The sequence below is a fragment of the Pseudomonas sp. CVAP#3 genome, assembly GCF_018986375.1.
Taxonomy (GTDB): domain Bacteria; phylum Pseudomonadota; class Gammaproteobacteria; order Pseudomonadales; family Pseudomonadaceae; genus Aquipseudomonas; species Aquipseudomonas helvetica.
Genome location: NZ_JAHMSC010000012.1, coordinates 114,140 through 132,924 on the forward strand (window position 1 = coordinate 114,140; position 18,785 = coordinate 132,924).

General features: G+C 60.6%; 13 protein-coding genes. 2 read left to right on the forward strand and 11 right to left on the reverse strand.

Annotation, left to right across the window (positions count from 1 at the left end; translation table 11 throughout):
• Positions 1 to 108: 108 nt before the first annotated feature.
• From soxG to glyA, 5 genes are all read right to left on the reverse strand, one after another.
• Positions 109 to 741 carry a sarcosine oxidase subunit gamma gene (soxG, locus tag KRR23_RS20045; RefSeq protein ID WP_216743916.1) on the reverse strand — a complete coding sequence of 211 codons (633 nt, stop codon included), beginning with the start codon at positions 739 to 741 and terminating at the stop codon, positions 109 to 111.
• Between the two features lie 129 nt (positions 742 to 870).
• Positions 871 to 3,888, reverse strand: a complete 3,018-nt coding sequence (locus tag KRR23_RS20050) for a sarcosine oxidase subunit alpha (RefSeq protein ID WP_216743917.1) — start codon at positions 3,886 to 3,888, stop codon at positions 871 to 873.
• Positions 3,885 to 4,214, reverse strand: coding sequence for a sarcosine oxidase subunit delta (locus KRR23_RS20055; protein ID WP_216743918.1), 330 nt, complete (start codon positions 4,212 to 4,214; stop codon positions 3,885 to 3,887). The genes KRR23_RS20050 and KRR23_RS20055 overlap by 4 nt, the downstream gene beginning before the upstream one ends.
• A gap of 15 nt (positions 4,215 to 4,229) precedes the next feature.
• Positions 4,230 to 5,480 carry a sarcosine oxidase subunit beta gene (locus KRR23_RS20060; RefSeq protein ID WP_019693993.1) on the reverse strand — a complete coding sequence of 417 codons (1,251 nt, stop codon included), beginning with the start codon at positions 5,478 to 5,480 and terminating at the stop codon, positions 4,230 to 4,232.
• Positions 5,481 to 5,503: 23 nt separating this feature from the next.
• Positions 5,504 to 6,757 carry a serine hydroxymethyltransferase gene (gene glyA, locus KRR23_RS20065; protein ID WP_216743919.1) on the reverse strand — a complete coding sequence of 418 codons (1,254 nt, stop codon included), beginning with the start codon at positions 6,755 to 6,757 and terminating at the stop codon, positions 5,504 to 5,506.
• Between the two features lie 428 nt (positions 6,758 to 7,185).
• Between glyA and KRR23_RS20070 the strand changes: the two genes are divergently transcribed.
• Positions 7,186 to 8,226: a low specificity L-threonine aldolase gene (locus KRR23_RS20070; RefSeq protein WP_216743920.1), complete on the forward strand. Its 1,041-nt coding sequence runs from the start codon at positions 7,186 to 7,188 to the stop codon at positions 8,224 to 8,226.
• 178 nt (positions 8,227 to 8,404) lie between these two features.
• Here KRR23_RS20070 and gbcB read toward each other — a convergent pair whose 3' ends face one another.
• Entirely contained in the window at positions 8,405 to 9,505 is a 1,101-nt protein-coding gene (gbcB, locus tag KRR23_RS20075; RefSeq protein ID WP_054594373.1) for a glycine-betaine demethylase subunit GbcB, read from the reverse strand.
• 282 nt (positions 9,506 to 9,787) lie between these two features.
• Between gbcB and gbcA the strand changes: the two genes are divergently transcribed.
• Positions 9,788 to 11,083 (forward strand): glycine-betaine demethylase subunit GbcA, encoded by a 1,296-nt coding sequence (gbcA, locus tag KRR23_RS20080; protein WP_216743921.1) that lies wholly within the window; start codon positions 9,788 to 9,790, stop codon positions 11,081 to 11,083.
• An 823-nt stretch (positions 11,084 to 11,906) separates the two neighbouring features.
• On the opposite strand, the gene KRR23_RS20085 is transcribed toward gbcA, so the two are convergent.
• From KRR23_RS20085 to dgcA, 5 genes are all read right to left on the reverse strand, one after another.
• Positions 11,907 to 12,473, reverse strand: a complete 567-nt coding sequence (locus tag KRR23_RS20085; RefSeq protein ID WP_216743922.1) for a GNAT family N-acetyltransferase — start codon at positions 12,471 to 12,473, stop codon at positions 11,907 to 11,909.
• Between the two features lie 124 nt (positions 12,474 to 12,597).
• Positions 12,598 to 13,368 (reverse strand): electron transfer flavoprotein subunit beta, encoded by a 771-nt coding sequence (locus KRR23_RS20090; RefSeq protein WP_216743923.1) that lies wholly within the window; start codon positions 13,366 to 13,368, stop codon positions 12,598 to 12,600.
• 15 nt (positions 13,369 to 13,383) lie between these two features.
• Positions 13,384 to 14,604 (reverse strand): electron transfer flavoprotein subunit alpha/FixB family protein, encoded by a 1,221-nt coding sequence (locus KRR23_RS20095; RefSeq protein WP_216743924.1) that lies wholly within the window; start codon positions 14,602 to 14,604, stop codon positions 13,384 to 13,386.
• Positions 14,604 to 16,553, reverse strand: a complete 1,950-nt coding sequence (gene dgcB, locus KRR23_RS20100; protein ID WP_216743925.1) for a dimethylglycine demethylation protein DgcB — start codon at positions 16,551 to 16,553, stop codon at positions 14,604 to 14,606. Before dgcB ends, KRR23_RS20095 begins: the two co-directional genes overlap by 1 nt.
• A 150-nt stretch (positions 16,554 to 16,703) precedes the next feature.
• A complete protein-coding gene (gene dgcA / locus KRR23_RS20105) occupies positions 16,704 to 18,764 on the reverse strand; it encodes a dimethylglycine demethylation protein DgcA (RefSeq protein ID WP_216743926.1) in 2,061 nt (686 codons plus the stop codon).
• Positions 18,765 to 18,785 lie beyond the last annotated feature (21 nt).

Sequence of the window (18,785 nt, forward strand, 5' to 3'; positions counted from 1 at the left end):
CGCGTGGGAATGCCGCCAGTGACGCTCTGCGTCACCGCCGTAGAGCTGGACGCAGAGCGTCCGGGGATACATTCCCACGCGGAGCGTGGGAACGATCATTCAACAGTGTTACGCCTGGACGCTAAGGCCATACTCAGCAGCCGCATCCTGCAACCACAGCCACCAGTAATCCGAGAAGCTGCGGCGGATCAGCAGTTCCCAGGTGTCTTCAGCGGTATGGCGGATCACCAGTTGCGACTTGGCGAACACCGTGCCCACCGCTTTGCCCACCGGGAAGTTGTTGGGGTGCACGTCGTAGCTGGTGGACTTCATCAGCACTTCGCGGACTTTCGGGCCGCTCAATTCAAGAATCTGCTGACCGCCACTGACGTTGACGATGGAGATGTGCAGATCGCCCAGCGCTTCGCGCAGTTTTTTCTCGGCGGCGAATTCTTCACCGCTCGGCACGATCAGCAGCCACTCGTCCGGGCCCATCCACTGCAGGCTGGTTTCGCCTTTGGCGACCACGGTCAGCGCGACCGGCAGTTCAAGGCCCAGGGCCTTGTGCACGCCAGCGGCGAATGCCGGGTTGTGGGCATCGCCACGAAGGGTCAGGTGACCCAGGAGTTTTTTCTCACGCACGGTGACACCGGCGTTTTTACGGCCCTTGCCCACCAGGCTTTGCAGGCCCGCGTGGTGCAGTGACGACTCGGCCTTTGCCCCAGTGGTTGGGCGCTGTTGGTAAACGTTGGCTGTGGTCATAAAGCACCTTTCCTGAATTCTTGCATCTCACCTGTGGGAGCGTGGCTTGCCCGCGATGGGAACAACTCGGTCGAGGCACCGCGTTATCGTTCATCGCGGGCAAGCCACGCTCCCACAGGTATTGTGGTATCACACGTTCTGGCGATCGCCTTTCGGATCGAAGAACACCGAAGAAACGATTTCCGCTTCGATCACGCTGCCGTCGGCCAACGGCGCGAACACGCGCTCGCCGAGGCGCTTCAAGCCGCCTTTGACCACACCCATGGCAAACGAATAGCCGAGGGAGTTGTGGGCGTAGCTGGAGGTCACGTGACCGACCATGCTCATCGGGATCGTTTGCTTGGTGTTGAACACCAGTTGCGCACCTTCCGGCAGCCATTTGGTCGGGTCGATCGGCTTGAGGCCGACCAACTGTTTGCGCTGATCACGCACACAGTCTTCACGGTTCATGCCACGCCAGCCGATCCACGAGAACGGTTTGGTGCGACCGACGCACCAGCCCATGTTCAGGTCGTCCGGGGTCATCGAGCTGTCAGTGTCCTGGCCGACGATGATGAACCCCTTCTCGGCCCGCAGGACGTGCATGGTTTCAGTGCCGTACGGCGTCAGGTTGTACTTCTTGCCAGCCTCGACGATTTTTTCCAGGACACCCATGGCGTAGTCGGCCTGTACGTTGACTTCGTACGACAGCTCACCGGTAAACGAAATCCGGAACACCCGCGCCGGCACACCGCCTACCAAACCTTCTTTCCAGGTCATGAACGGGAAGCCGTCCCGGTCCAGATCGATGTCAGTGACTTCGCTGAGCAGCTTGCGGCTGTTCGGCCCGGACAGGGTCATGGTCGCCCAGTGGTCGGTAACCGAGGTGAAGTACACCTTCAGGTCTGGCCATTCGGTCTGGTGGTAGATTTCCAGCCATTGCAGCACGCGTGCAGCGCCGCCGGTGGTGGTGGTCATCACGAAGTGGTTGTCGGCCAGACATGCAGTGACGCCGTCGTCGAAAACCATCCCGTCTTCTTTGCACATCAGGCCGTAACGAGCCTTGCCCACATCGAGCTTGGTCCAGGCGTTGGTGTAGACGCGGTTGAGGAACTCACGCGCATCCGGGCCTTGAATGTCGATCTTGCCGAGAGTCGACGCATCCAGCAGACCGACGCTTTCGCGCACGGCCAGGCATTCGCGTTTCACCGCGGCATGCAGGTCTTCACCGTTTTTCGGGAAGTACCAAGGACGTTTCCACTGACCGACGTCTTCGAACTCGGCGCCGTTTTTCACGTGCCAGGCGTGCAGTGCGGTGTAACGCACTGGCTCGAAAATGTGCCCACAGTGACGACCGGCTACCGCACCGAAAGTCACCGGCGTGTAGTTCGGGCGGAACATGGTGGTGCCCATCTGCGGGATGGTCACGTTCAGCGAACGGGCGGCGATGGCCAGACCGTTGACGTTGCCAAGCTTGCCCTGGTCAGTACCGAAGCCCAGTGCGGTGTAGCGCTTGACGTGCTCGACCGACTCGAAGCCCTCGCGGGTCGCCAGTTCGATGGCGGCCGCGGTGACGTCGTTCTGCAGGTCGACGAATTGCTTCGGCGCACGTGCAGTGGCCTTTTCATGCGGAACCTGGAACAACGCCAGAGTCGGCTCTTCCACACGGCTCAGGGCTTTTGGCAGGACGCCTTCAACCGCTTTGAAGCCGGCTTCGCTGGCCGCGCGCACGCCGCCTTCAAAACCGTCTGCCAGAGAATCGCCGAGGCTGTAGACGCCATTGATGCCGCCAACGCAGACGCGTTTTTGCGGTGCTTCGCCCGGGATGAAACCGAGGATGTCTTCACGCCAGATCGGTTTGCCGCCCAAGTGCGACGCCAGGTGAACCACCGGGCTGTAGCCGCCGGAGCTGGCAACCAGATCGCATTCAAGCCATTCGCCAGGGCTGGTGACGGTGTGCGCCTTGACGTCGATCGCGGCAACACGAGCAGCGGTGACGCGCTTGCTGCCGCGCGCTTCGATCACCGCGCTGCCGGTCAGGATACGGATGCCTTTGGCACGTGCTTCTTCTACCAGCGCACCGCGAGGATTGCTCCGCGCATCGGCGATGGCCACCACTTGCAGGCTGGCGTCGAGCCAGTCCAGCGCCACGCGGTAGGCGTGATCGTTGTTGGTCGACAGCACCAGTTTCTTGCCCGGTGCTACGCCATAACGGCGCACGTAAGTCGAGACGGCACCGGCCAGCATGTTGCCCGGCACGTCGTTGTTGCCGTAGACCAGTGGACGCTCGTGAGCGCCGGTTGCCAGCACTACGCGCTTGGCGCGAACCCGGTGAATACGCTGACGAACCTGGCCAATCGGTGCGCGGTCGCCGAGGTGATCGGTGAGGCGTTCGTGAATGGTCAGGAAGTTGTGGTCGTGGTAACCGTTGACGGTCGCACGAGGCAACACCAACACGTCAGGGGTGTTTTTGAGCTCGGCGATAACGCTGGCAACCCATTCGGTCGCCGGTTTGCCGTCAAGGCTTTCGCGGGAATCGAGCAGACTGCCGCCGAACTCTTCCTGCTCATCGGCCAGAATCACTCGGGCACCGCTGCGCGCAGCCGCCAAGGCAGCCGCCAGACCGGCCGGGCCACCGCCGACGATCAGCACGTCGCAGTGCTGGTTCATGTAGTCGTAAGTGTCCGGATCGTTTTCGGTCGGCGAACGGCCAAGACCTGCAGCCTTACGAATGTACTTCTCGTAGGTCATCCAGAACGATTGCGGGTACATGAAGGTTTTGTAGTAGAAACCCGGTGGCATCAGCTTGCCGCCGACCTTGCCGAGAATCCCCATCATGTCGTTGTTCACGCTCGGCCAGCCGTTGGTGCTGGTGGCGACGAGGCCCTGGTACAACGCCTGTTGAGTGGCGCGCACGTTAGGAATTTGCGTGGCTTCGGTGGCACCGATCTGCAGCACCGCGTTCGGCTCTTCAGCACCTGCGGCGAAGATCCCGCGAGGACGCGAATACTTGAAGCTGCGACCGATGATGTCGACGCCGTTGGCCAGCAATGCAGCGGCCAGGGAGTCGCCTTCAAAGCCTTTGTAGATCTGGCCGTTGAAGGTGAAACTCAGGACTTTGTTGCGGTCGATCCGTCCACCGTTGGACAGGCGATTGATCTGGCTCATACCTTCGCTCCCAGAGCCTGCGCGGCCGCTTTCGGACTTTCAGTCTTGTCGGTGAACTGTGGCTTGGTACCGATCTTGTAGGTTTCGAGAATCTCGTAGGTCACGGTGTCACGGGTGACGTTGAAATACTGACGGCAACCGGCAACGTGATCCCACAGCTCGTGGTGCAACCCGCGAGGGTTATCACGGAAGAACATGTAGTCGCCCCACTCCTCGTCGGTGCAAGCGCTCGGGTCCAGTGGACGCGGGATGTGCGCCTGGCCGGATGCATGGAATTCCTCTTCGGAGCGCAGTTCACCGCAGTGAGGACAGAAGATATGCAACATAGGAAATTTCTCCTGTTAGTGGGCGACGGCCGCAGCGCCGTGTTCATCGATCAACGCACCGCTGTGGAAGCGGTCGATGGAGAAAGGTGCAGCCAATGGGTGCATTTCACCCTTGGCAAGGCTGGCGGCAAACACGTTGCCCGAGCCTGGAGTCGCTTTAAAACCGCCAGTGCCCCAACCGCAGTTGAAGAACATGTTCGGCACGGGTGTTTTGGAGATGATCGGGCATGCGTCCGGCGTGGTGTCGACGATGCCGCCCCACTGGCGGTTCATGCGTACGCGGGACAACACCGGGAACATCTCGACGATGGCCTGGATGGTGTGCTCGATCACCGGGTACGAACCACGCTGGCCGTAGCCGTTGTAGCCGTCGATACCGGCACCGATTACCAGGTCGCCCTTGTCGGACTGGCTGATGTAACCGTGTACGGCGTTGGACATGATCACGCTGTCGATAATCGGCTTGATCGGCTCGGACACCAGCGCTTGCAGCGGGTGGGATTCGATCGGCAGACGGAAACCGGCGAGTTTGGCCATGTGCCCAGAGTTACCGGCGGTGACCACACCGACGCGCTTGGCGCCGATGAAGCCCTTGTTGGTTTCAACGCCGATGCAGACACCGTTTTCCTTGCGGAAACCGATCACTTCGGTCTGCTGGATCAGGTCCACGCCCAAGGCATCGGCCGCACGGGCAAAGCCCCAGGCCACGGCATCGTGACGGGCCACGCCGCCGCGACGCTGGACGGTAGCGCCCATCACCGGGTAGCGAGTGTTTTTCGAGCAGTCGAGGTACGGAATCTCGTCAGCCACTTGCTGAGCGGTGAGCAGTTCGCCGTCGACGCCGTTGAGGCGGTTGGCGCTGACCCGACGCTCGGAATCACGAATGTCCTGCAGGGTGTGGCACAGGTTGTAGACGCCACGCTGGGAGAACATCACGTTGTAGTTCAGGTCCTGGGACAGACCTTCCCAGAGTTTCATCGCGTGTTCGTACAGGTGGGCCGACTCGTCCCACAGGTAGTTGGAACGCACAATGGTGGTGTTGCGCGCGGTGTTACCGCCGCCCAGCCAACCCTTCTCGACCACGGCCACGTTAGTGATGCCGTGTTCCTTGGCCAGGTAGTAGGCGGTCGCCAGACCATGCCCGCCGCCGCCGACGATGACCACGTCGTAGACTTTTTTCGGAGTCGGCGTGCGCCACATCCGCTGCCAGTTTTCGTGGTGGCTGAGGGAGTGTTTGAAGAGGCCGAAGCCTGAGTAGCGTTGCATAGTCATTTACTCCAAAACCGCGCTCAGCGATAAACCGGGAAGTCCGCGCACACAGCTGCCACATGCTTGGCAACATTGGCCTCGACATCGGCGTCGCCGAGGTTGTCGAGGATGTCGCAAATCCAGCCGGCCAGTTCAACGCACTGGGTGACCTTGAAACCGCGCGTGGTGACCGCCGGGGTGCCGATACGCAGGCCCGAGGTGACGAACGGCGATTGTGGATCGTTCGGTACGGCGTTCTTGTTCACGGTGATGTGGGCACGACCCAAAGCGGCGTCGGCTTCCTTACCGGTCAGGCCCTGACGGATCAGGCTCACCAGGAACAGGTGGTTATCAGTACCGCCGGACACTACATCGTAGCCGCGTTTGATAAATACGCCGGCCATGGCCTGGGCGTTATCGATCACTTGTTGCTGGTAAGCCTTGAAACCAGGCTCCAACGCTTCCTTGAAGCACACCGCCTTACCGGCGATCACGTGCATCAGCGGGCCGCCCTGGGCACCGGGGAAGACTGCCGCGTTGAGCTTTTTCTCGATTTCTTCGTTAGCTTTGGCCAGGATCAGGCCGCCACGCGGACCGCGCAGGGTCTTGTGGGTGGTGGTGGTCACCACGTCGGCATACGGCAGCGGGTTCGGGTACAGGCCGGCAGCGACCAGACCGGCAACGTGCGCCATGTCGACGAACAGCAGCGCACCCACCTTGTCGGCAATCTGACGGAAACGTGGGAAGTCCAGAGTCTTGGAGTAAGCCGAGAAACCGGCGACGATCATCTTCGGCTTGCATTCGACGGCCAGACGCTCGACTTCGTCGTAGTCGATCAGGCCGGTTTTGGTGTCGATGCCATACTGCACGGCGTTGTACAGCTTGCCCGAGGACGACACTTTGGCGCCGTGGGTCAGGTGACCGCCATGGGCCAGGCTCATGCCGAGAATGGTGTCGCCGGGTTGCAGCAGGGCCAGGTAAACGGCGCTGTTGGCCGACGAGCCGGAATGCGGCTGGACGTTGGCGTAATCGGCACCGAACAGCAGCTTGGCGCGTTCGATGGCCAGCGCTTCAACCTTGTCGACGTGCTCGCAGCCGCCGTAGTAGCGCTTGCCTGGATAACCTTCGGCGTATTTGTTGGTCAGGCCACTGCCTTGCGCTTCCATGACGCGTTTGCTGGTGTAGTTCTCTGACGCGATCAGCTCGATGTGATCTTCCTGGCGCAGCTCTTCGGCATTCATCGCCGCCAGCAGTGCATCGTCGTAACCCTTGATCTGGTCTTGCTTGCTGAACATCGCGTCTCTCCCAGCGGCGGCTTGTGCGCCTTTCGTCTCGGTGAGGCACGTACCTTACGGCAGTGCCCTTTGGATGCGATGGTATGGCCGGCTTCGAGTGGTCAAATGCCTATGGACGCCACGCAAAGGTGCGTTTACGACATGGGTTGGCACGCCGGGATAAATGCCGCCGACTGGCGGGCTCTTGTGGCGAGGGAGCTTGCTCCCGTTCGGCCGGTCCGCGTTCGGGCGCAGCAGTCGCAATACCGGCCAATGCGCTTTATCAGACAGCCCGTATTTATTGGCTTTGGGACCGCTGCGCGATCCAGCGGGAGCAAGCTCCCTCGCCACAGGGTGTTTACAACTCGACTTTTCCTACAGAATCAGCGGATGTGCGCTTCCTGCAAATCTGGGTACAGTGCGCACCATCATCGACCACGGAGCCGGCCATGACCGACAAGAGCCAACAATTCGCCAGCGACAACTATTCCGGTATCTGCCCGGAAGCCTGGGCCGCCATGGAACAGGCCAATCAAGGCCACCAACGCGCCTACGGCGACGATGAGTGGACGGCACGCGCCTCGGACGATTTCCGCAAATTGTTCGAAACCGACTGCGAAGTGTTCTTCGCCTTCAACGGCACCGCCGCCAACTCCCTGGCGCTGTCGTCGCTGTGCCAGAGCTACCACAGCGTGATCTGCTCAGAAACTGCCCACGTCGAAACCGACGAATGCGGCGCGCCGGAATTTTTCTCCAACGGCTCCAAGCTGCTCATCGCACGCACTGAAAACGGCAAGCTGACCCCGGAATCGATCCGCGAAATCGCCCTCAAGCGCCAGGACATTCACTACCCGAAACCGCGCGTCGTAACCCTGACCCAGGCCACCGAAGTCGGCAGCATCTACACCCCGGAAGAAATCCGCGCCATCAGCGCCACCTGCAAGGAACTGGGCCTGAACCTGCACATGGACGGCGCACGCTTCTCCAACGCCTGCGCGTTCCTCGGTTGCACGCCCGCGGACCTGACCTGGAAGGCCGGTGTCGATGTGTTGTGCTTCGGCGGGACGAAAAACGGCATGGCCGTGGGTGAGGCGATTCTGTTCTTCAACCACAAGCTGGCCGAAGACTTCGACTACCGCTGCAAACAGGCCGGGCAACTGGCGTCGAAAATGCGTTTCCTCTCGGCGCCGTGGGTCGGCCTGCTGGAAAACGACGCCTGGCTCAAACACGCCCGCCACGCCAACTACTGCGCACAGCTGCTGGCCGAGCTGGTGAGCGACATTCCAGGCGTTGAACTGATGTTCCCGGTACAAGCCAACGGCGTGTTCCTGCAACTCTCGGAATCGGCCGTCGCGGCACTGACCGCCAAGAGCTGGCGTTTCTACACTTTCATCGGCAAAGGTGGCGCACGCTTCATGTGCTCGTGGGATACCGAGGTAGAGCGAGTGCGGGAATTGGCGGCGGATATTCGGGAAGTGATGGCGGGGTAATACCCCACCAGAATGAAATGAAACTTTGTGGCGAGGGAGCTTGCTCCCGCTCGGCGGCGAAGCCGTCGTGAATTCAGCAAACACGGTCTGCCTGACAGACGGCACTCTCAGGGTTTGGGGCTGCTACGCAGCCCAACGGGGGCAAGCCCCCTCGCCACAGGTTCTGAGCCAGAGCCAATCAAAACTCGATCCGTACATCCCCTTTCGGCACGCTGCAGCACGACAGGATGTAACCCTCGGCCTCGTCTTCTTCGGTGATCCCGCCGTTGTGCTCCATCTCGACCTCCCCGCCCAGCTTCATTACCTTGCACGTTCCGCAGATCCCCATCCCGCAGGCTTTCGGAATCAGCAGGCCAAGCTTGGCGGCTGCGGCGTGGACGGTTTCACCCGGTGCCACGCGGATGCTTTTGCCGGACGCGGTGAATTCCACTTGATGCAGATCCGCCACGTCGATTTCCGGGGCGTCGGCCGCTTGTTCGGCTTGCTCCACCGCATCGGCACGGGCCTCTGGCGGTGTAGCACCGAAAGATTCTTCGTGGTAACGCTTCATGTCGAAGCCAGCGGCTTCCAGCAGGCGTTTGACCGCATGCATGTAAGGGGTCGGGCCGCAGCAGAAGACCTCACGCTCAAGGAAGTCCGGCGCCATCAGCTCCAGCATTTTATGATTCAGGTAGCCGCGATAACCGGCCCAAGGCTCACCCAGTCCGTGCTTCTCACAGATCAGGTGCAGGCTGAAGTTATCGATCCGCGACGCCATGTGCTCCAGCTCGCGGTGATAGATGATGTCTTTCGGCGAGCGGGCACTGTGGATAAACACCATGTCGACGTTGCCGTTGGTGTCGTAGAACCAGCGGGCCATGGACATTACCGGGGTGATCCCGACACCGCCGCTGAGATAGAGCACTTTCGGTGCAGTGAAATCCATCGCGTTGAACAGCCCGACCGGCCCGTGCACCGCCAGCTCCTGGCCTTCGTGCAGGGTGTCATGCAACCAGTTGGAAACCTTGCCGCCCGGTACGCGCTTGATGGTCACCGAAAAGCTGTAAGGCACCGACGGCGAGCTGGAAATAGTGTACGAGCGCATGATCGGCACGCCCTCGATCTCCAGCTCCAGGGTGACGAACTGCCCCGGCTTGAAGAAGAACATGATCGGCTGGTCGGCCATGAAGCAGAAGGTTCGCACGTCCCAGGTTTCCTGGATGACTTTGACGCAACGGACAATGTGCCGGCCATTGGCCCAGGTCTGGGTGGTTACCGGGTTCAGGAAACTATTGGACATGCTGATCTCCACGGTCGACTGTCGACCTCATGTTGCCGATTCTGCGTATAGCGCAGATTGCCCATTTACCTATCTGCGACATTCACATGCTTATCGCGACCAGCCCACAACCACCGGGGGTTGAGCGTCGGGAACAGATTGGGCCATGTCGCCCATGGATAAGGTTCCAGCCTGCGCCGGGCCCACACTCGCTTCAACAGACAAACGCTGTTTTCTGCCTTGCGTTGCACTAACCGTAGCCACTATTCGCCGGCCACACAGATGGCCATGAGGACTTAAACGATGGACGTCACCACTACCTTGAGCTTGGGCGATCCACTGGAACCCGCACGCAAGGCCACCGCGCAGATGTTGCAAGAGCGCGAGCGTACATTTTCGCTGCCACAGCCGTTCTACTCTGATGAGCGGTTGTTCGATATCGACATGCAGGAGATCTTCCAGAAAGAGTGGCTGATTGCCGGCATGACCTGCGAAATCCCGACCAAGGGCAACTACCTGACCCTGCAGATCGGCAAGAACCCGATCATCGTGATTCGCGGTGCAGAAGGCGTGGTCCATGCCTTCCATAACGTCTGCCGCCACCGTGGTTCGCGTCTGTGCACCAGCGACAAAGGCAAGGTCGCCAAGCTGGTTTGCCACTATCACCAGTGGACCTACGAGCTGGACGGACGCCTGTTGTTCGCCGGCACCGAGATGGGCGACGACTTCGACATGAAGCAGTACGGCCTGAAACCGGTAAACGTGAAGACCGCTGGCGGTTACATCTTCATCAGCCTCGCGGAAAACCCGCCGGCCATCGATGACTTCCTGTCGACACTGAACCATTACATGGAACCGTACGACATGGAGAACACCAAGGTGGCGGTGCAAACCACCCTGGTGGAACAGGCCAACTGGAAACTGGTGTTGGAAAACAACCGCGAGTGCTACCACTGCAACGCATCGCACCCGGCACTGCTGAAAACCCTGCTGGAATGGGACGACGTCACCGACCCGCGTGCCGACCAGGCGTTCAAGGACCACGTAGCCGCTTCTGCCGCTGCCTGGGAAGCCGAGAAGATTCCTTACGCACACGCCAGCTTCGGCCTGCGTAACCGCATCGTGCGCATGCCGCTGCTCAAGGGCACCGTGTCGATGACCCTCGACGGCAAGCAAGCCTGCAAGAAACTCATGGGCCGGATCCAGAACCCGGACTTGGGCTCGATGCGCATCCTGCACCTGCCGCACTCGTGGAACCACTGCATGGGCGATCACATCATTGTGTTCACCGTGTGGCCGATCAGCGCGCAGGAAACCATGGTCACCACCAAATGGCTGGTGCACAAGGACGCTGTAGAAGGCGTGGATTACGACGTCGACCGCATGCGTGAAGTCTGGGATGCGACCAACAACGAAGACCGTCGCCTGGCCGAAGAGAACCAGCGCGGGATCAACTCCACGGCGTACCAGCCAGGCCCGTACTCCAAGACTTACGAGTTCGGCGTGGTGAACTTCGTGGATTGGTACAGCGAGCGCCTGTTGAACAACCTGGGTGCAGAACCTGCGCCTTACCTCAAGGGCGTACCGGTTCACGGTTAAGATCCTCAAGATCAAAAGATCGCAGCCTGCGGCAGCTCCTACGGAATCACATGATCCCTGTAGGAGCTGCCGCAGGCTGCGATCTTTTTTTTTCTCCAATCTATAGAACTGTACGAAATATGATCTATCGCGTTCCAGCCTATAAGGAACGTGGCGTGCAGCCTTCCGCGAACAAGTTATCCACACCTCCACCCACAGCAAATGGGGACAACTGCGGAAAGACTGAAAGTTTTCTCCACAGAAACTGAAGAAAATCCGTGACTTATTCAATTGGCGGTTTTTTGGCGGCTATTGACTGTTTTTTGATCAGAAGCCTGTAAGCCACGTTATTCATGGCTCACAGAGGATCGTAAACACCTTATCCACAGAAGCGCCAACAGACTTTGGGGGCAACTGTGCAAACTATTCAGTGCGCTGTGGAAAACCACGTCCAGGCTGCATATTTCGTGGGTTTGAACAGTCAGCGGAGGGTAAAACCCAGCATTTGGTCATTTATTAACCAGAAGCTTGAAAGCCACGACCTGTATGGCTTACAGCGGACAGCAAACATCTTATCCACAGAAGCGCCAACAGAGATTGGGGGCAAGTCGTGAACGACCGATGCCCTTATCCACTGAAAAAAGCTCGAAAAAACGCGGGGTTAGGCTGGTTGTTTTTCGTACAAGGGCTTGCAGGGCTTGAGAGGCGTGGAGTGTAGCGAGGGGTGAACATGTTATCCACAGAAGCGCTAACAGGGATTGTGGGTAACCGCAGCGTGAACGCCCCTCGAATGGCTCGTTCCCACGCTCTGCGTGGGAATGCATCCCGTGACGCTCTGCGTCACCTATGGCCGATACATCAAATAGGCTTCACCCGTGACCCGAATCATCGGATGGGGTGTGATCTGGCAGGTATCGACGACACGGAAGCCATGTCGCTCGTAAAACCGACGGGCACCAGTGTTCGACGCATAGTCGATCAGGCTCAAGCCGTTGAGCCCCAACTGATTCGCGCGGTCGTAAGCGTAGGCGAGGAATTGTTGGCCCAGGCCCTGATTGCGCCAGCCCTCGTGCAGCGCCAGGCTCGATATATAGAGGGTGTCGGGGATTTCCAGCTTGGCATATGGCGCCAGGACCGGATCGGTGACGGGAGCTGCCAGCGGATCGTGACGCATCACGTAGCTGTGCAGCATGCCAATGACCTTGCCCTCTGCCTGCGCGATCAGGCAGTTTTGATAGGAAAAATCGACGTCTTCGCGGGCGTAGCGACTGGCACCGACATCCAGCAGGTCCTGGCCGGGCTCCGCCAGTTGGCTCCAGATGTAATCCGCGGCACCTTCTGATGAAATCTGAAACAAGCGAGCAATCTCCCGCGCATCCGCGCGCAGGGCTGCACGAAACTCAACGGTCATTATTTTCTCCAACAGGATGTTAGCGAGCGTGCTTCACGCTTTGTATTTCAGGCAGGTAACAGGAACGCGGAGCGCCCCGGGCGGCATCCCCACGCAGAGCATGGGGACGATCACGGTGTGAAGATCAGCGAACCACGCCTTCTTCTATCAGCAACTTGAGAATCGCCTCAGCCCCGGCCTCGGCACTCAAGCCCTTGAGCACTTGCCCACCGCCGCCGCTGGCCTTGGCCGTTGCGGCTTTCATCCGGTCGGCGCCGCTCTTGGCCTTGATCACTTTCAAGCGTTTTGGCCGTGGCTTGGCCGGTTGCAACGTTGCAACCGCGAGCAATTCATCGTTGATAATTTCAACGTCATCGGCGTGCAACACACCGCGTCGAGCCGGGCCGAAGGCACTTTGCCGAGGCTTGGGCGCGGCGTTATCCACCGTGGCGAGAAACGGCAGGCGCACTTTCAAACGTCGACGCTGGCCACGCGGCAAGGCTTGCAGCACCAGGGCCGAATTGCCGTCGATGGACTCGACCTGCGCCAGCCCGACCACCAGCGGCCAGCCCAGGCTTTCCGCCAGCAGGAACGGCAACATGCCCGAGCCTTCACCGGTTTCCGCCTGACTGCCGGTCAGCACCACCTGCGCCCCGGCATCGCGTATATAAGCGCTCAACGCTGGCAGCGCATCGGCGCCTTGGGGCTGTTCGAGCACGAGCAGCTGTTCAAGGCCCATGCCCAGATAAGCCCGCAGCGCAGGTTCCTCGACATCACCGGCGTGCAGCACTTGCAGGTTATCCCCAGCCAGTTGCAGACCGAGTTCAACCGCCCGCGCATCCTGCTCGGCGCGGCGTGGCCGGCCCGAAGTCGGGTGGGCGCCGATCGACACCAGGCTGATTACATGAGTACTCATAACCCTTTCCTTCTCTTAAGCCGCATCGCGCTTGGCGTCGTTGCGGTAAGCCTCTACCGCCGCGATCAAGGCCTGAAGAATTTCTGCGCTTTCACCTATCACCGACAGGTCGGCGCGTTTGATCATGTCGCAGCCAGGATCGAGGTTGATCGCCACCACCTTGTCGCAGGCACCGATGCCTTGCAGGTGCTGGATCGCCCCGGAAATCCCCACCGCCACGTAGACCCGCGCCGTGACCCAGGTGCCGCTGGCGCCGACCTGACGGTCGCGGGCCATGAAACCATCGTCCACCGCGACCCGCGATGCGCCTTCGGTCGCGCCCAATGCCGCCGCCGTCCTGTGGAAAAGTCCCCAGTCCTTGACCCCGTTGCCGCCCGAGAAGATGAACTCGGCTTCGGCCATGGGAATCGCTGCCGGGTCGACCGCTACCGCGCCCAGGTCCTCGATCCGCGACAGGCTGCGCGCAACCGTTGTGGATAACTCCACCGGCAACGCTTCATGACGGGTTTCGCTGACCGGCTCGGCACATTCCACCGCCGCCAGAATCAACCGTGCTACAGGGCGTGCCAAGTCTTGCAGACCGGCACCGGCGCGGCCGATGCACTCCTGATCCTTGACCTGCCAGACCCGCGTGGCCGGGCGCTCGCCGAGTGCCGCGGCAAAGCGCCGCCCCAGTTCACCACCACCGGTGCGGCTGTCCGGCAGTAACCAGTGACGAGGGCTGAACTGGTTATCCACAGCCCGCAGACCCTGCACCCGCTGTTCCGGTGCATAACCCTCGAATTCTTCGCCATCCAGCACCAACAGGCGGTCGACACCCGCGGTGGCGAAAGCGTTTTCCTTGTGCTCGCCAAAGACCACCGCCAGCACTGCACCGTCCTTGCCGGCCAGTTGATGGGCCAGGCCCAGCAGGTCGCGGTCGTGGCTGCTCAAACGGCCGCCAACCATGTCCGGCACCACACTGATGTAGTACGCAGGTGTCGCCACCTGATGCAGCGGCAATTGCACTTCAACGGCGGCCGTACGCTTGGTCGCCCCGCCCTGCTGTGCACCGCTGCGGTCAATCCGCTTGATGCCATTGGGGCCGATGAAACCAATGCCGTGAGGATTCTTGCGAATGATCCCGTTGGGGCCCATCCAGCTGTGTTCCACCGGTTGCATGGCGGCATGCAGCGGATGCAGACGGTTGCGGGCGATCCATTCAGCGCGCGGATCGCGGCGGATAATGTCGCTCATCAGTGGGCCTCCGCGGGTTGACGTTTAGTCGGTGCCGGTGACTTGCTGGGCGCCGCGTCTTCAAGCAGCGCGTCGGCCACCAATTCGGCAATGTCCTTGATCAGCGGCCGTGGTTCGACGACGCCTTCGAGCATCGCGGTGCACTGTGGGCAACCCACGGCCACCAGTTCGGCGCCGGTTTCGCGAATGTCGTCCATGCGCATGTCGGGGATCCGTTGCTTGCCCGGAATGTCGGTGATCGGCGCACCGCCGCCACCGCCGCAGCAGCGCGAGCGGAAGCCGGAACGTTGCATTTCCTTGACCTCGATTCCCAGCGCTCGCAGCACCTGGCGCGGCGCCTCGTATTCGCCGTTGTAGCGGCCGAGGTAGCACGGGTCGTGATAGGTCACGCTGTTGCCTTTGTGCTGGCCCAGATTGAGCGCGCCAGCGTCGATGATTTCCGCCATGTAGGTGCTGTGGTGCTGCACCAGGTAGTTGCCATCGAAGGCACCGTATTCGTTTTTCAGCACGTGGAAGCTGTGCGGATCGCAGGTGACGATGCGGTTGAAGCTGTATTTGGCCAAAGTCTGGATGTTGCGTTTGGCCAACAGCTGGAAGGTCGCTTCGTCGCCCAGACGGCGAGCCACGTCGCCACTGTCACGTTCTTCAAGACCGAGCACGGCAAAGTCGACTTTTGCGGCTTTCAGCACTTTGACGAAGGCACGCAAGGTGCGCTGGTTGCGCATGTCGAACGCACCGTCGCCAACCCAGAACAGCACGTCGGTGGATTTCTTCTCGCTGAGCAGTGTCAGGTTCAGGTCCGCCGCCCAGTTCATCCGCCCGCCTGGAGCGAAACCGCCAGGGTTATCGGTGGCAATCAGGTTTTCCAGGACTTCGGCGCCCTTGTTCGGGGTCGCGCCTTTTTCCAGGGTCAGATGGCGGCGCATGTCGACGATGGCGTCAACGTGCTCGATCATCATCGGGCATTCTTCAACGCAGGCACGGCAAGTGGTGCAAGACCACAGGGTTTCAGCGTCCACCAGACCGTTGACGATCGGTTGATGCGGATTACCCGCGTGTTCACCGATAGCTTTACCTGGATAAGGACTGCCAGCGAACTTGGCATCGGTGCCGCCAGCCAGGCCGACGACCATGTCCTGAATCAGTTTTTTCGGGTTCAGCGGCTGGCCAGCGGCAAACGCCGGGCACGCCGCTTCGCATTTACCGCACTGCACGCAGGCGTCGAAGCCGAGCAGTTGGTTCCAGGTAAAATCCTTGGGCTTTTCCACGCCCAAGGGGGCTTGCGGATCGTTCAGGTCAAGCGGTTTAAGACCTGTAGAACGACCACCACCAAAACGTTCGGCGCGACGGTGCCAGGCCAGGTGCAAGGCACCGGCAAAGGCGTGCTTCATCGGCCCGCCCCAGGTCATGCCAAAGAACAATTCAGACACGCCCCACAGCACGCCAACACCGAGGATCACCGCCAACAGCCAACCGCCGAAGTTTTCCGGAAGGATGCCCGCCACCGGCAAGGTCACCAGGAAGAACGACGCCGAGAATGCCAGCAAGCTTTTCGGCAGGCGCATCCACGGACCTTTGGATAAACGCGCCGGCGGGTTGCGCCGACGCAGGTAAACAAAGATCGCACCGACGAACATCACTGCCGTCATCAACAACAGTGCATAACCGAGGAAGCGGTTATGCAGGCCAAAACCGTGAACCAGGATCGCCAGCACGATGGACGCCACCGCGCCACCCGCCGTGGCGACGTGGGTGTTGGCGATGTATTTGTCCCGCGCCACCACGTGGTGCAGGTCGACCATGTAGCGTTTGGGCATGGCCAGCAGGCCGCCGATCAGATCGACCTTGGACGCACGGCCCCGGCGCCACATAGCCACCCGCCGCAGCGCGCCCAGGACAGCCAGGCCCAGGGCAGCAAACAGCAGGATGGGAAGAAGGGTGTTTAGCATGGTGGAGCTCCCAAAGACCTCGGGGTCTATGATCGTTCCCACGCTCTGCGTGGGAATGCAGCCCGTGACGCTCCGCGTCACATCAAAAGCGGACGCGGAGCGTCCATTGAGGCATTCCCACGCGGAGCGTGGGAACGATCAATTCGGTACTTAAAAATCCTTGCACAGCCGCAACGCGTCGTAGATCGCCGCGTGCGTGTTGCGCTGGGCCACGCAGTCACCGATGCGGAACAGCAAGTAGCCGTCACCCGGTTGGCTCAACGATGGCTGAGGCTTGATCGCGAACAGGGCTTCGATGTCCATCTGGCCTTTGTTGCGCGAGCCTTCCTTCAGCGCGTAGTAGATTTCTTCGTCCGGCCGCACGCCGTTCTCGACCACGACCTGGTCGACCACCCGCTCCTCTTTGGCGCCGGTGTATTCGTTCTCCAGCACCGCCACCAGCTTGTCGCCTTCGCGGTAGACCTTATCGAGCATCATGTCGCCGGTCATGATCACTTCTTTCGGGTACATGCTGCGGTAGTACGTCGGGAACGACGTACCGCCGATGGCCACACCCGGCTTGATGTCGTCGGTGACGATCTCGACCTGGCTGCCCTTGTCCGCGAGGTAGTCGGCAACCGACATCCCGGTGAACTCGCAAATGGTGTCGTAGACCAGCACGTTTTTGCCAGGCAGCACCTTGCCGTCGAGCACGTCCCAACTGCTGACCACCAGGCCTTCAGCCGCGCCCCAGTGTTCGTTCTGCTCCAGGAACGGATGACCGCCAACGGCGAGCACCACGATGTCCGGACGCAGGTCGAGAATGGTCGCCGCATCAGCTGCCACGCCCAGGCGCAGGTCGACTTTCAAACGCGCCAGTTCCAGCTGGAACCAACGGGTGATACCGGCGATCTGGTCCCGTTGCGGGGCTTTCGAGGCGGTAGTGATCTGTCCGCCGATGAATTCTTTCTTCTCGAACAGGGTCACGTCGTGGCCACGTTCGGCGGCTACACGTGCCGCTTCCATCCCCGCAGGGCCGGCACCGACCACCACGACTTTACGTTTCACACCGGTCGATTTCTCGATGATGTGCGGTACGCCCATGTATTCACGGGAGGTTGCGGCGTTCTGGATGCACAGCACGTCCAGACCCTGGTACTGACGGTCGATGCAGTAGTTGGCACCCACGCATTGTTTGATCTGGTCGATCTGGCCCATCTTGATCTTGGCGATCAGGTGCGGGTCGGCAATGTGCGCGCGAGTCATGCCGACCATGTCGACGTAACCGCCTTCCAGAATACGTGTCGCCTGGTTCGGGTCCTTAATGTTCTGCGCATGCAGCACCGGGGCCTTGACCACTTCCTTGATACCGGCCGCCAAGTGCAGGAACGGCTCCGGTGGATAACTCATGTTGGGGATAACGTTGGCCAGGGTGTTGTGGGTATCGCACCCCGAGCCCACGACGCCGATGAAGTCGATCATGCCGGTGTCGTCGTAATACTTGGCGATCTGCTTCATGTCCTCATGGCTCAGGCCATCAGGGTGGAATTCGTCACCGCAGATACGGATGCCGACGCAGAAGTCCGGACCGACTTCCTTGCGCACAGCCTTGATCACTTCCAGGCCGAAACGCATGCGGTTTTCGAAGCTGCCGCCCCATTCGTCGGTACGTTTGTTGACGCGCGGGCTCCAGAACTGGTCGATCATGTGCTGGTGCACCGCCGACAGTTCAACGCCATCCAGGCCACCGGCCTTGGCGCGCGCAGCGGCGCTGGCGTAGTTGCCGATCACCCGCCAGATTTCTTCCGGCTCGATGGTTTTGCAGGTCGCGCGGTGCACCGGTTCACGGATGCCCGACGGCGACAGCAGGGTCGGCCAATGCTCGCCATCCCAACGTGAGCGACGGCCCATGTGGGTAATCTGAATCATGATCTTGGCGCCATGCTTGTGCATGGCATCGGCCAGGTTCTGGAAGTGCGGAATAATCCGGTCGTCGGCCAGGTTGACCGATTTCCACCAGCCTTGCGGGCTGTCGATGGCCACGCTGGAAGAACCGCCGCAAATCGCCAGGCCGATCCCGCCCTTGGCTTTCTCTTCGTAGTACTTCACGTACCGATCGGTGGTCATGCCGCCGTCGGTGGCGTAAACCTCGGCGTGCGCGGTGCTGAGCACGCGGTTGCGGATGGTCAGTTTGCCGATTTGAATCGGCTGGAACATAGCCTCGAAAGCCATGGCAGTCTCCTCAAGTCGTTA